Below are 14,838 nucleotides of genomic sequence, written 5' to 3'. Positions count from 1 at the left end.
ATCAGAATATGTGATTATTCACCAAATTATTATAACATAATACATTTTATTTTTCAACATAAATCATTAAAATTTTGAAAAAAAAATCAGACACTAAGTCTGATTTTTTTATTAGCATTCAAAAATTATTTATTTACTATTTCTTTTAATGATTTTCCAGCTTTGAATACTGGAGCTTTTGATGCTGGGATTTTAATAACTTCTTTAGGGTTTCTAGGATTTCTACCATTTCTTGCTTTTCTTTCTCTAGCTTCGAAAGTTCCAAATCCAACTAATTGAACTTTTTCCCCTTTAACAAGTGTTTCTTCAACAGTTTGAATAAACGCATTTAATGCTCTTTCAGCATCTACTTTTGTGATTTTTCCTTTTTCGGCCATGCTAGCCAATAATTCAGATTTGTTCATTAAAATTTCCTCCTAAATACACTATTATATTTAATAATTGCCTATAAAATGGTCACTTAACCATTGTGCAATATTATTATATATCAATTTTTAAAAAATATCAAGTAATTTAACTGATTTATTTAAAATTTTTAATTGGTAGGTATCCAACTTCCTTTTGAATACTTTCAAATTCAGTTTTAAACTTTTCAGATAATATTTTTTGTTTCAATTTTTGACTTATAAGTTTCTTGCTTTCATCTGTAAATTGACTATAATCTTCAACAATTTCATTCAATTTGATTATATGGTACCCAAATTTTGTCTTTACTGGTTCACTAATTTCTCCAACTTTTAATTTTACTGCTGCATCATAAAACTCTTGAACCATTATTCCTTTAGTAAATGTTCCTAAAACACCTTTATTATTTTTAACTGAAGGATCTTTTGAAACTTCGGTTGCAACATCTTCAAATTTTTCACCAGCATCTAAACGACTTTTTACTTTCTTTGCATCTTCTTCTGTTTCCACTAAAATATGACTTGCATTAATTTGTGGACCATCAAAATCACTTCCCTTATATTTTTCTGCAACTTCTTCATCTGTTGGTGTATAATTTTCTGCGAACCAAGTTTGAAATTTAGAAGAATATAAATTATCTTCAATTTTATATTTTAATTCGTCTTCAGTAAGTTTTGCTTTTTCAAGTTCTTCATTAAATTTATCACCTAACTGTTCTTTAACTTTACTTAGACTTTCATTAACTTCTTCTTCGGTTACTGTTACCTTAGCTATATCTTCTTCAGATTTTCCTTCGTCTTTATACTCTTTTTCTAACTTAGCAAATTTTTGCTTTACAACCTCAATATTAGAAAACATTTCTAAAATATTTTGTTTCAAAGTTAAAGAAGCAGTTTTTCCCTCTTCAGTTGATTCATCATATTTTTCTTTTTGTTCATCAGTATATGATGAAATAACTCTATCATATTCTTTTTGTACTTGTTCTTCAGTAATATACTTATCCCCAATTTTTACCATTGCACCTTTTGGAGCCGATGCACATGCTGTTAAAAGCATTGCTGACAGTACAATGGCACTTGTAAATTTTATAAATCTATTTTTCATATTTCTCTCCCTTTCGACTAATATTCTAATCTTTTGATATTATACATTATTTTTTTAGGAATGTCAAAGTTTTTTTAATTTTTTTGATTTAAAAATAGCAAATTTTCAACAAAATTAATACTTTCTGGCAATTTGTCCTTATCATAATTAAATATTAACTCAGCATTTTCATTCAAATTAAATTCTATTTTTCTAAATAATTCATCAGTTAAGCTACCTATTAGCTGTAAAATCTTCTTATTTGATTGATCAAAATTAAATACAACTGACTTTCCTCTTTCTATTATTTTTATAAAATTTAATTCTGATGAAATTCTCTTCAAGTATGAAACATTCATAACATTTAAAACTGTAGCAGGTACTTCTCCAAATCTATCAGTTAATTCTTCATAAATTTCATTAAAATCTTCCTTAGAGGAAATCGCAGCAATTTTTCTATACATATCAATCTTTTGATTACTATCTCCTATATAATTTGAAGGAATATATGCATCAACAGATAATTCAATAGTAGTTTGACTTTTTATATTAATGTTTTCGCCCTTAATAGTTTTTATGCTTTCTTCCAACATTCTAACGTACATTTCATATCCAATAGTCTCTATATGTCCAGATTGGCATTCTCCTAAAATATTTCCAGCACCTCTAAGCTCCAAATCTCTCATAGCTATTTTAAAACCAGAACCAAATTCCGAAAAATCTCTTATTGCCATAAGTCTCTTCTCTGAAATTTCAGTAAGCGCTTTATCCTTCTCATATGTAAAATATGCATATGCTCTCCTAGTAGATCGTCCTATTCTTCCTTTTAGCTGATAAAGTTGTGACAATCCCATTTTATCTGCATCATATATAATCATAGTATTACAATTTTTAATATCCATTCCCGTTTCAATAATTGTAGTGCATAATAATATATCATATTCTCCCTCTTGAAAATCATACATTATATTCTCTAACTCTTTGTTAGACAATTTACTATGCGCCATTGCAATTCTAGCATCAGGAATTAGTTTCGATAATTCAACATACATTTTTTCCATATCATGAATCCTATTATAGACAAAATAAACTTGTCCACCTCTATCCAACTCCTTGTATATTGCTTCCCGAATTACTGAATCATTATATTCTAAAACAAAAGTAGCAATAGTAACTCTTTCTTCTGGTGGATCATCTAAAACACTCATATCTCTAATTCCGACTAAACTCATTTGCATAGTCCTAGGAATAGGTGTTGCAGATAGTGATAATACATCAATGTTTTCTTTTATTTTTTTTAATGCCTCTTTATGTTTAACTCCAAATCTTTGTTCTTCGTCTATTATTAAAAGTCCTAAATCTTTAAATTCTAAATTATTTGATAATAGTTTGTGTGTCCCTATAAGTAAATTTACTTTACCATTTTTTACATTTTTTAGAATTTCTTTTTGTTTAGCAGGACTTCTAAATCTACTAAGCATTTCAATTTCTAAAGGAAAATCCCCTATTCTATCATTAGCAGTATTAAAATGCTGTTGAGCTAGAATAGTTGTTGGAACTAAGAATGCAACTTGTTTATCGTCCATCATGGCCTTAAAAGCAGCTCTTAATGCTACTTCGGTTTTTCCATACCCAACATCTCCACAAAGCAATCTATCCATCGGCTTAAATTGTTCCATATCTTTTTTTATTTCATTAATGGCTCTAAGCTGTGAATAAGTTTCTTCGTAAATAAAACTATCTTCAAATTCTTTTTGCCAAGTTGTATCCTCTGAAAAAGCAAAACCCTTTATTTTATCTCTCTTCGCATAGAGTTGAACTAAGTCTAATGCTATCTCATCTAAAACTTTTTTAGCACGATTTTTCGTTTTTATCCAATCACTAGAACCTAATTTATTTAATTTTGGTCGATATCCATCTTTTCCAATATATTTTTGAATTAAATTCATTTGGTCAGTTGGTATATATAATTTGTCATTTCCTTTATATAATATTAAAATATGGTCTTTTACAATTCCATCAACTTCTATTTGTTCAATCCCTCTATATTCCCCAATTCCATGATTCTCATGGACTACGAAATCTCCAACATTTAAATCAGTATAATCAAGTAAATTTTCTTTACTTTTCTTCTTTGCTTTTTTAGAAGCCTTTTTTACAGTCCCATAAATTTCTTTGTGTGTTAAAAAAAGTACTTTTTGAACTGGATACTCAAAACCTGATTCTAAATTTAATGTAGAAATTCCTAAAATGGAACTTTTTAATTCAAATTCTAATCCTTCAATTATATTAGAATTTATATTCTCAGCAAATAAAATCTCCTTCAAATTATTGGCCTTTTCTAATGAACCTGCAAAGATAACAATTTTATACCCTCTTTGTAATTTAGATTTCAAATTCTGAAATAATAAATCAAATTTTCTGTTAAACATTTCAGCTTCAATTGTTTTTAAATTTACAATACTTTTAGGATTAATAATTTTTGTCCTTTTTAAAAGTTGTGTAAAGTTAATTATACTAAATTCTTTTATTCTTCTTAAAATTTGTTCAAAAGGAATTAAAATATCTTTATGTGAGTCTAAAATTTCTGCATTTTCGATAGAAAATACTACATTTTCATGAAATAAATTTTCTATTTCTAAATTTCTATCATAAATTTTTAAAATATCTTCAGTGCATATTATTGAATCTTTCTCTAAATAATCTAAAAGAGTTGAATAGCTTCCTTTTTTTATATATGGTGAAATTAAATCCATATTTGAAATATGATAATTCTCCTTTAAATCATTGAAAATTTGATAAAATTTTTCTGTAGCTTTTTCAATATCTTTTCCAAATAATTTTAACTTTTGTAATTTTTCAATATCTTTATTCAGTCCATTTAAAATATTTTCCACATCATCTTTTGATAATACCATTTCTTTAGCAGGTATTATTTCTACTTTATTCAACTTTTCAACAGATCTTTGACTATTAATATCAAATAGACGTATTGAGTCTACATTATCACCAAATAATTCTATTCTTATTGGATTTTCAAAATTTACTGGGAATATATCAAATATAGATCCCCTTATTGAAAATTGTCCTTTTGCTTCAACAAAATCTACTCTATCATAATGCATTTTTATTAACTTTTCAGTTAATTCATTTAAATTTATTTCAGAATTTTCATCAATGTAAATATAATGAGATTTAAAAAAATTTGGAGTGCTAATTTTTTTTGATAAAGCACTTGCAGTAGTTATTATTATGAATTTTTCATTGGAAAGAAGTCTATTCATTATTCCTATTCTTATATTTTCTAGATTAGTTTCCAAACTATTTATATTATGAAATCTTATTTCAAAATTAGGATAAACAACAACCTTATCTCCAACTAAATTTTTTAATTCATCGCAAAGTTCATTAGCTCTATTATCGTTTTCAACTAATAAAACTAAATTTTTATCAGGCAAATCATTGAAAATAGAATATATCAAATGGAATAAACTCTCTTTTATAAGTCCGTTACAATATATCGGAACATTATTTAATTTTAAATTTGAAATCATATCCAAATATGACTCATTATTTTTTAAAAAATCAATTAAAAAATTCATAATTAACTCCTGTTCATAAAAAATATAGAGGAATATTATTCCTCTATACACATTCCATTATATTTACACATTGTTTTGTCAACATCACTTTTTATTATCTCTTCAACGGCATCTGCTGCAATTTCTAATTCTTTTTTCAAAATTTTTTCTTCAGTTGATGAAAATTTACTTAAAACAAAATCTTTTAAATCCATATAATCAGGACATTTCCCAACACTTATTCTAACTCTAGGAAAATCTTCTGTTTCTAAATGATAAATAATTGACCTTAAACCATTATGTGTTCCTGCACTTCCTTTTTTCTTAATTCTAACAGTTCCAAAAGGAATATCTATATCATCTAATACAACTATAATATTTTCAGGTTTTATTTTAAAATAATTTACTGCATCTATAACTGCTTCTCCTGACAAATTCATATAAGTAAGTGGCTTTAAAAAAATACATTTTTTTCTAAACATATTTATTTGACCATAGAAAGATTTAAATTTTTCTTTCTTCATATTGATACTATACTTATCAGCTAAAATATCAATAACTCCATATCCTACATTATGTCTAGTTTCTACATAATTTTTACCAGGATTTCCAAGGCCTACTATTAAATAAATATTATCTTCCATCAAAAAGCATGCTCACTGGTCTATTGTTATTTATTCTATCAATAGCCTTTGCAAAATATTGAGCTACTGAAACAACTTCAATTTTACCACCTAAATTCTTTTCTTGAGGAATAGTATCAGTTACAACACATTTTTCAACTTTTGAATTAGCTATATTTTCTATTGCCTTTCCAGAAAATACTCCATGACTTGCAGTGATATAAACTTTTTTTGCTCCCTTAGCTATTAAAGCATTTGCAGCATTTGTAATAGTTCCAGCAGTATCTATAATATCATCTACAATTATACAAGTTTTTCCTTCAATATCTCCTATAACATTCATTACTTCAGAAACATTTGGACGAGGTCTCCTCTTTTCTAAGATAGCAATAGGCAAATCCAAATAATTAGAGAAATTTCTAGATCTAGTAACTCCACCTAAATCAGGAGAAACTACAACCATATCTTTTTTGTCTTCATCTTTTAACTCATCCTTGAAGAAATCAGCAAGAGGTTTAATAGCGGATAAATGATCTACAGGAATATCAAAATATCCTTGAATTTGTCCTGCATGTAAATCCATAGTTATAACTCTATCAGCCCCTGATTTTTCAATCAAATTAGCAACTAGTTTTGCTGTAATTGGTTCTCTAGCTTTTGTTTTTCTGTCTTGCCTTGCATATCCATAATATGGAATAACTACGTTAATTCTTCCAGCAGAAGCCCTCTTGAAAGCATCAACCATAATTAATACTTCCATTAAATTATCATTAGTTGGATTGCAAGTTGGTTGAATAATGTAAACATCATAACCTCTTACAGTTTCCTCAACTGAAAGATTAATTTCACCGTCACTAAATTTCCCGATATTAATTTCCCCCAATGGCATATCAAGACATTTACAAATATCTTCTGCAAACTTTCTATTTGCAGTTCCTGAAAAAATTTTCATAGGTCCAGTATAAGCTAACATAATTCCTCCTAAAATATTACTTTTTTATTTTTAAATTCTTTTTATAAACCCAATTTTCTTTTTCAAAAGTTTCACTACGTCCAATTATTAAAGAACCTTCATTTTCCACATCTGAAACAACAGTAGTTCCAGCGGCAATAAAAGTATCATTTGCAATTTTTACTGGAGAAACTATATTAGAATTACTACCTACAAAACAGCCATCTCCAATTTCAGAAATGTGTTTATTTTTACCATCGTAATTTACTAAAATAGACCCACAACCCATATTTACATCTTTTCCTACAATTGCATCTCCAATATATGATAAATGTCCAGCTTTAGTATTTTCTCCAACTGTTGAATTCTTAACTTCAACAAAATTTCCTATATGAACTTCATTTTTTAAAATACTATTTGGTCTAAGATGAGCGAAAGGTCCCATAGTTACAGAATCTCCAACAGTACTATCTTCTATATAAGAACTTCTAATTACAACATCATTTCCTATTACAGAATTTTCTATAAAAGAATCTCCTGTTATATATACATTTTCTCCTATGCTCGTATTTCCAAAAATTCTGGCACCACTTCCAATAAATGTATCTATTCCTATACTTATTCCCTTTTCAATCACAGTATTTTCTGGATTTTCCATTACTACACCATTTTTCATATATTCTGAATTTATCCTATAACGCATAATTTTTTCAGCTTCAAATAATTGTAGCTTAGAATTTATACCATAAATTTCTTCAATGTCATCAAGTTTATAAGTTGAAACATTCTCTCCATCTTGAACTAAAACTTTAATTGCATCTGTAAGATATAATTCGTTTTGAACATTATTTTGATCTATCTTTGTTATTGAATTTTTTAATGCTTTCCCATTAAAAACATAAATTCCTGAATTTATTTCTTTTACTCTCTTTTCTTCAATAGTAGCATCCTTATCTTCAACTATTTTTAAAAATTTACCATTATTGTCTTTTATAATATGACCATATCCTGTAGTATCATCAATAAATGCTGTAAGAACAGTTGCTTTTGAATTCATAGCAATATGTTCTTCTAACAATTTTTGCAAAGTTTCTCCTTTTATTAAAGGAGTATCCCCACTCAAAATTAAAACATTATCGTCATCACTGATTTCATCTACAGCAAGTTGAACAGCATAACCTGTTCCATAAGGATATTCTTTACCGATTTTTTGTTCTTTATATGATACCTTATCTCCAAACTTATCTTCAACTTCAACTTTATTTTTCCCTACAATAATTATAGTTTTATCACTACCTGCATCACAACTAGCATCATAAACATAATCAATCAAAGTTCGATTAACTATTTTATGTAAAACCTTTGATTTCTTACTTTTCATTCTAGTTCCTTCACCTGCAGCTAATATGATTGTAATATTCATACTCTAACTCCTAACTATATAAAATATATATCACAAATTATAATATTCAATTAAATTAGTATTATTTCTTCAAATCAAGTTTTATGATATGGCATAAATTTTTTAATTATACCACAGTTCCTTTATAACTACTTTTTTACGGTAATTACGATGAAATTAATATAGTTTTATCACAAGGCATAAAACTATATTAATTATAACACATATGCTCAAAAAAAACAAAAGAGATATACGTAAATATATCCCTTTTAATCTAAATTTTTTTCAAATTTTTAAATTTTTTTGAAATGTTTTTTCAATATTTTATTTCCAATTACAACACCAAGTCCACCTAGTATAAATACAATCAAAAGGTTAATTGCTCCATATGTTCCAGTTGAAAATTTTATCATCTCATTTATTGCACTCTCTGTAACTCCGTTTTTTCCTACCCAAGTTTTCTTAAATGATTCTAAGAAGAAATTTACTGGTATTATTTGTCCGCATTCACTTCCTACTTGAATCAATCCAAAAGCTATAAATTGAGCAATTTTATTTTGATATCCTGTATATGATAGTATAATTTCTCCAATAATAAAGGCAACCGTGTATGAAATAATCCACGGAAGATAGAAACCTGTACCAGCCATCGCAATCAAATAAACACCTGAAAAGAGCAAGAAACTACCTTTTTTCCCAACTTTATTACACATAAACACAAAAACTGTACCTGCAAACAATCCTGCAATTCCAGGACTTATACAATGAGCATATGGTCCCAATGGAAATAATGCAAATGTTACAATCATTGAAACAACTAAATTTAAAGCTCCTAAAATAGCAACCAAAACTAAATCTTTAATTTTCATTTTCTTTTCCTCCTTTTATCTTTTGAAAAATATTAGTTAGTTGATTTTTTTCTTTTAAAATAAAATCCTCTGTGATTTTTCCATCTTCAAGAAATATAACTCTATCTACAACTCTTGACAATAATTCATAGTCATGAGAAATTAATATTATTGCTTTGTCTTTTGATAATTTTTTTATAATATCAGAAATAATAATCATATTATTAAAATCCAAACCACTAGTTGGTTCATCTAAAATCAAAATGTCTGAATTGCTTTTTGCACAAATTCCCATAAGCAGTCTTTGTTTTTCTCCCCCAGAAAGTGAAAATGGATGACAATTTTTTTTTTCATAAAGATTAATGGCTTTTAGCATTTCCAAAACTTCGTCATCAGTCAAGTCTTTATTTGATAAGAAAAACTCTGAAAATACACTTTCTGAAAATAATTGGTAATCCACATCTTGCATCAAAACAAAAGGTAAACTTTTACTTAAAATTTGTCCAGAAGTTTTCTTATTTATTCCAGAAATCAACTTAGAAATTGTAGATTTTCCAACGCCGTTTTTCCCTACCAATCCAACTATTTCACCTCTATAAACATCAAAAGAAATATCTTTTATAATATCTTTAAATTTAAGATTTCTTATTTCTAATATTTTCTCTTCTCTGCTACATTTATTAATTATCGTTAATTCTCTATCAAATGGATTTAAGCTTCTCAAATCTTCTGCACTATAATTTAAAGCATCTTTTCTATCTAAATTTACAATAAGTTTCCCTTTATTTATATGAATTAACCTATCAAAAATTTCTTTTAAATAAAAAATTCTATGTTCAACAACGACAATAGTATATCCATTTTTCTTTAATTTTAGAAAAATTTCTTTCAACAGCTCAATTCCCAAGTAATCCAAATTTGCAGAAGGCTCATCAAATATTAAAGTTTTTGCATCTAATATTGAAACGCATGCAATAGAGATTTTTTGCTTTTCGCCCCCAGAAATTTCTAAAACATTTTTATTTAAGATATTTGAAATACCAAAGAAATTTGAAATATTTTTTATTTTTTTTACAATTTCTTTAACTTCATATCCCAAATTTTCCAAAGTAAATGCCAATTCAGAAGTGGTATTATCAGTAAAAAATTGTCCTCTTGGATTTTGAGAAACCGAACCTATTATTTTGCACAGCTCATAATTCTCACAATCCTTCGTATTTTTATCATCAATAAAAATATTTCCTAAAAGTTCACCGTCATAAATATGTGGAATTAGTCCATTTATACATTTGTATATCGTAGATTTACCGGAACCGGAAGCTCCTGTTATTAACACCAACTCTCCTTTATTTATTTCAAAACTTATATCTTCTAAGGCTTTTTTATCAGAATCTTCATAAGTAAAACTTACATTTTCAAATTTTATCAATAAATCCACCTCCCCAAGAAGCAACTAGTAAAATCAACATAACAATAAGAATAAAATCTACTATATCAAACTTTTTATAGTATATTGAATTCATATTATCAGTACACATCGCACATCTTGTATATGCTGACTCCGTCATTTCATTTGCAATATTCGATGCTCTAAAAAGAGTCGGTACAATATAATATTCAAATCGTTTAATAGGTTTGGTAAATGAAACATCTATTCCTCTAAGTTTTAAAGCATTTTTTATAATTCTTTTTTCTGCAAAATAAATAGGAATAAATTTTAAAGTAATCGTACATGCAAATCTGATTTTTTTACCAAATCCCAATTTTCCTAAAACATAAATCAATTCACTTGTTCTTATATCTAAAACAATAAAACTCGCTATCATGTATGTTGGACACATCTTTACATTTGAATAACTGATAAAACCTATGAAGGAGAAAAATGAATCATCAGGCAACTTTATATAAAAAACTATATACAAACAAATAAGATAAAAAATTAGAAATTTTATAAATCTTTTAGTCTTTCCACTATAAATTAAAATTAAAGAACAAATACAAAAATAAATCATATCTAATTTGAAATTATTCCACACTAAAATCAACGTTCCAAAAATCAAATTCATAAAAATTAAGACAAATAAATTTATTCTACGTTGCTCTATCAAATAAATTCCCCCAATCGATTAAAAATTAATAAGAACCCCACCCTTCCTCGATGCTTTGCATCGGGTGGGTACCCGGGAACCTTGTTGTTTCACAATATAAAGCGCTGTAAAAACAGCGTTCATATATTAATAACTATAATTTTCAGCTAAACTAGAATTTTTAACCATAGTATTATAAACTTTAGATTTTTCTAAAAGTTCATTGTGATTACCTTGAGATTCTATTTTTCCATTTTCCATTACTATTATTTTATTTGCATTTTCTATAGACTTCATTCTATGTGAAATTACTAATACAGTTTTATTTTTAATAAGTTTATTTAAACTTTCTTGTATTTTCATTTCATTTTCAACATCAAGACTTGCACTAATTTCATCAAGTAAAATTATTGGAGCATTCTTTAAAAAAGCACGTGCAATCGAAATTCTCTGCCTTTCGCCTCCTGATAACTTACTTCCATTTTCTCCGATTAAGGTATTATATTTCTCAGGTAATTTTTCAATAAATTCTTCACAATTAGCAAGTCTTGCAGCTTCTTTAACTTGGTCATCAGTTGCATTTTTATTTCCAAATCTGATATTTTCTAAAATTGAAGTATTAAACAATGTAACTTCTTGAAAAACTATTGAAATATTTTCAAAAAGACTCTCTGTTTCAATACCCTTTATATCATTTCCATCTATAATTATCTTTCCGCTATCATAGTCATACAATCTTGACATCAATCTCAGAACTGTTGTTTTTCCACAACCTGAAGGTCCAACTAATGCGGTAACTTCACCTTGTTTTGCAACAAATGAAATATCATTAATTACTTTGTTTTCTCCATATCCAAACTCAACATTTTTGAATTCTATATCAAAATTATGAAGTTCCTTAGCTTCTCCAGTTTGGATTTTGGTACTTCTTAATTCTCTAATTCTTTGTAAATTTCCATCCAAATACATAAGTTCCGCAAAATTTGAAAGCATACCATTTACAGCATCAATAATCTTTGAAGCACACATTATATAACCGATTAGATAAAGAATAGACGCCTCACCCTTTAAATATAAAGCTGTTCCAAATAAAATCGTAGCTCCTAAAGTTAAATTTTGTATATTTGTTGAAATACTCAATGGAAGCACCATTTTTCCTTCAGCACTTATATGAATTTTTTCTGAATAGTCAATATCATCATATATTTTTTTAGTAATTTTATCTACTTGTCCATAACTTTTTATCTCTTGTTGTAATTCAATTGATTCTTGGAAATCTTCTGAAATACCTCTCATAACATTATAATATTTTTTATTTCCGTTAACTTGTATTCTTTTTGTAATTAATATGAACCCAGTTGCCAAAATAATAGGAATTAAAATACAAAGAGCAAGTTTGAAATTATAAATTAATAACATTATTACTATTATTATTAAATAAAATATAAGTCCTATAGCCTTTGGAATAGCATGACTTATTGCATGTTCAATAACTGAAACATCTTTCATAATTGTTTGAGACAAATCTGAAACATCATGCTTTGAAAAAAAAGAAAGTGGTAATTTTCTTAAAATCTCTGCTATTTCTATTCTAATATTTGCACTTTCTTTATATGTTTCGTTATACAAACAGTCATATTCTATTGACATAAGAATATACATTATAAGTAGCATAATTAATATTCCTATTACAAAGAAAGAAATAGTATTTTCTTTCCCTTCAATAACATTTTGAATAAAAAACATAAGTAAAATCATAGGAATCATTAAACTACAATATGAAAAGAATGATGCTATTGATGCCTTTATGATTCCGGCAGTTCCCTTATCAGTTAATTGAAACATTCTTTTAAGCATTTTCATAATTATATCCTCCATTCATTTGCTTGAGAGAATAAATCTTGTAAAAATTTATATCTTCCATCAATTTCCATAAGCTCTTTATCTGTTCCTCTTTCAATAATTTTTCCGTTATCAACAACCAATATTTCATCAACATTTCTAATTGAACTCAATCTATGCGCAATCATAATTACAGTTTTATCTTTCATTAAATTAGAAAAAGCTAATTGTATTTCATGTTCATTTTCCGGATCAGATGCTGCTGAAGCCTCATCTAAAATTATAATCTTAGCATCTTTTAAAATTGCTCTGGCAATTGCAATTCTCTGAATTTCTCCACCTGAAAGATGAACTCCCTTTGATCCTATTACAGTATTTTCTCGAGTTTCAAATTTATCTAAAATATCTCCACATCTTGCTAATTTTAAAGCATTCATGACTTCTTCATAACTAGCATTTTCATTTCCGATCTTTACATTTTCAAAAATTGTCGTCTTAAAAAGTTTTGAATTTTGAAAAACAAATGAGATATTATTCATAAGAGCTTCCCTTGAATAAGTAGAAATATTTTTCCCTCCAATTAAAATTGCTCCCTCATCAATATTATAAAAACCGGAAATTAATTTTGCGATGGTTGACTTACCACCACCTGATGAACCAACCAAAGCATAAGTTTTGTTTTCTTCAAGTCTAAAACTTAAATTTTCCAAAATATTAGCAGTATCATATTTAAAACTAACATTCCTAAATTCTATATCATAACCAGAAAATTCTTTATTATTTCCAAACTTAATATCATTTGCTTCCATTTCTGTAAAAAGATTTTCTAATTTTTCTACTGCTTGCGTTGCCATATATTGATGCATTCCAACATACATAATTCTCATAAGACAACTAAACAAAGTTCCAATAAAACATGTGAAAAAAATTAATTTAATCATTATTACTACATTATTTTCTGTACCCTTTGAAAACATGATTGCAAATGGAATTATAAAAGCAGCTGCGCCAAGTAAAACAATTTGAAACATAACATAAGGCTGTTTACAGCTTTTACTATACTCATAAGCAGTTTTAGAGTAGTCAACGATAGAATCATAAAATGATTTAAAAGAAAATATTGAAGCTTTAAATATCTTTAACACTTGCATACCTCTAACATATTCAACTGCCTCACTATTAACTCTTTCAAGTGCTTTATTATATTTTTCCATAAACTTAATATCTCCATACATAAGTTTAGTAAAAATAGCAGATAAAATAGTTAAAATAACAGTAGCTATACCTAAATAAATATCTACAGAAAACATTATTACAAATAAAAGTATAGGCGTTACTACCGCAACAGTAATATCAGGAATTAAATGTGCAACTATCATATGAGTATCACTGGCATTATCATCTATTATTTTTCTGATTCTCCCTGATTCATTAACATCAAAAAAAGAAAATGAAGCTTTCATTAAATGACTTATTCCTGCTTTTCTAAGATTTGTTTCTAATCTAAAAGCAAATAGATGAGTAAATCCTACTGAAATAAAATAAATTAAAGATTGTACAATCATAATAATAAAAATGGTAATCGCATAATTTTTAGCTTGAGTAAAATCTTTTTTTAACAAAAATTCATTCAAAAATTTATACAAATACCAATACGGTAAAATTGAAAGTGCTGAAGAAATAACACTCATAAAAATAGCTATATATACGAGAAATTTTTTATCAGGCACATATTTGAATAATTTCTTATAAATATCCATTAAATCCTCCTATTTTATTAAATATTCAATATATTACAAATCAATGCTATAAATAAATTGAATAAGTATTTATATTTAAACGACGTAGTCGTCGTTTAAATATATTATAGCATTTTTAATATTGCTTTTCAATATCTTTAAGATTGATTTTTATTATAAATAAAAAAAGATTATCTTTAAATAACAGATAATCTTTTAAAAATTTATTTAAAAATAAGAACCCCACCCTTCCATGATGCTTCGCTTCAGGTGGGT

Annotated in this window: 11 protein-coding genes; all 11 read right to left on the bottom strand. The window is 26.8% G+C overall.

Features of this window, described 5'->3' with window-relative positions:
- Window positions 1-125: 125 nt before the first annotated feature.
- Window positions 126-404, bottom strand: a complete 279-nt coding sequence (locus RWJ08_RS00230) for an HU family DNA-binding protein (RefSeq protein ID WP_009372569.1) — start codon at window positions 402-404, stop codon at window positions 126-128.
- Between the two features lie 118 nt (window positions 405-522).
- Complete coding sequence (locus RWJ08_RS00225; RefSeq protein WP_009372411.1) at window positions 523-1,509, bottom strand: peptidylprolyl isomerase; 987 nt, start codon at window positions 1,507-1,509, stop codon at window positions 523-525.
- A gap of 74 nt (window positions 1,510-1,583) precedes the next feature.
- Window positions 1,584-5,090: a transcription-repair coupling factor gene (gene mfd / locus RWJ08_RS00220; RefSeq protein ID WP_313960682.1), complete on the bottom strand. Its 3,507-nt coding sequence runs from the start codon at window positions 5,088-5,090 to the stop codon at window positions 1,584-1,586.
- Window positions 5,091-5,125: 35 nt separating this feature from the next.
- On the bottom strand, window positions 5,126-5,713 hold the full coding sequence (pth, locus tag RWJ08_RS00215) for an aminoacyl-tRNA hydrolase (protein WP_293440611.1): 588 nt from the start codon (window positions 5,711-5,713) through the stop codon (window positions 5,126-5,128).
- Complete coding sequence (locus RWJ08_RS00210) at window positions 5,703-6,665, bottom strand: ribose-phosphate pyrophosphokinase (RefSeq protein ID WP_313960681.1); 963 nt, start codon at window positions 6,663-6,665, stop codon at window positions 5,703-5,705. Before RWJ08_RS00210 ends, pth begins: the two co-directional genes overlap by 11 nt.
- Window positions 6,666-6,681: 16 nt before the next feature.
- Entirely contained in the window at window positions 6,682-8,067 is a 1,386-nt protein-coding gene (gene glmU / locus RWJ08_RS00205) for a bifunctional UDP-N-acetylglucosamine diphosphorylase/glucosamine-1-phosphate N-acetyltransferase GlmU (RefSeq protein ID WP_009372541.1), read from the bottom strand.
- Between the two features lie 272 nt (window positions 8,068-8,339).
- Window positions 8,340-8,915 carry an MptD family putative ECF transporter S component gene (locus tag RWJ08_RS00200; protein ID WP_293440616.1) on the bottom strand — a complete coding sequence of 192 codons (576 nt, stop codon included), beginning with the start codon at window positions 8,913-8,915 and terminating at the stop codon, window positions 8,340-8,342.
- Entirely contained in the window at window positions 8,905-10,332 is a 1,428-nt protein-coding gene (locus RWJ08_RS00195; RefSeq protein WP_313960680.1) for an ABC transporter ATP-binding protein, read from the bottom strand. Before RWJ08_RS00195 ends, RWJ08_RS00200 begins: the two co-directional genes overlap by 11 nt.
- Complete coding sequence (locus tag RWJ08_RS00190; protein WP_009732732.1) at window positions 10,310-11,002, bottom strand: energy-coupling factor transporter transmembrane component T; 693 nt, start codon at window positions 11,000-11,002, stop codon at window positions 10,310-10,312. The genes RWJ08_RS00195 and RWJ08_RS00190 overlap by 23 nt, the downstream gene beginning before the upstream one ends.
- Before the next feature lie 126 nt (window positions 11,003-11,128).
- On the bottom strand, window positions 11,129-12,847 hold the full coding sequence (locus RWJ08_RS00185; RefSeq protein ID WP_313960999.1) for an ABC transporter ATP-binding protein: 1,719 nt from the start codon (window positions 12,845-12,847) through the stop codon (window positions 11,129-11,131).
- Window positions 12,847-14,583: an ABC transporter ATP-binding protein gene (locus RWJ08_RS00180; RefSeq protein ID WP_313960679.1), complete on the bottom strand. Its 1,737-nt coding sequence runs from the start codon at window positions 14,581-14,583 to the stop codon at window positions 12,847-12,849. Before RWJ08_RS00180 ends, RWJ08_RS00185 begins: the two co-directional genes overlap by 1 nt.
- Window positions 14,584-14,838: the final 255 nt, after the last annotated feature.

The organism is uncultured Parvimonas sp. (assembly GCF_963524015.1).
Taxonomy (GTDB): domain Bacteria; phylum Bacillota; class Clostridia; order Tissierellales; family Peptoniphilaceae; genus Parvimonas.
Note: the sequence above shows the minus strand (reverse complement) of the source record. Positions and strands in the feature narration are given on the sequence as shown.

Bases quoted from the DNA above. Each gene is read 5' to 3' on its own strand.
- glmU (WP_009372541.1), bottom strand. From the start codon at position 8,067: ATGAATATTACAATCATATTAGCTGCAGGTGAAGGAACTAGAATGAAA.
- RWJ08_RS00230 (WP_009372569.1), bottom strand. From the start codon at position 404: ATGAACAAATCTGAATTATTGGCTAGCATGGCCGAAAAAGGAAAAATC.
- RWJ08_RS00210 (WP_313960681.1), bottom strand. From the start codon at position 6,665: ATGTTAGCTTATACTGGACCTATGAAAATTTTTTCAGGAACTGCAAAT.
- pth (WP_293440611.1), bottom strand. From the start codon at position 5,713: ATGGAAGATAATATTTATTTAATAGTAGGCCTTGGAAATCCTGGTAAA.
- RWJ08_RS00225 (WP_009372411.1), bottom strand. From the start codon at position 1,509: ATGAAAAATAGATTTATAAAATTTACAAGTGCCATTGTACTGTCAGCA.
- RWJ08_RS00180 (WP_313960679.1), bottom strand. From the start codon at position 14,583: ATGGATATTTATAAGAAATTATTCAAATATGTGCCTGATAAAAAATTT.
- mfd (WP_313960682.1), bottom strand. From the start codon at position 5,090: ATGAATTTTTTAATTGATTTTTTAAAAAATAATGAGTCATATTTGGAT.
- RWJ08_RS00200 (WP_293440616.1), bottom strand. From the start codon at position 8,915: ATGAAAATTAAAGATTTAGTTTTGGTTGCTATTTTAGGAGCTTTAAAT.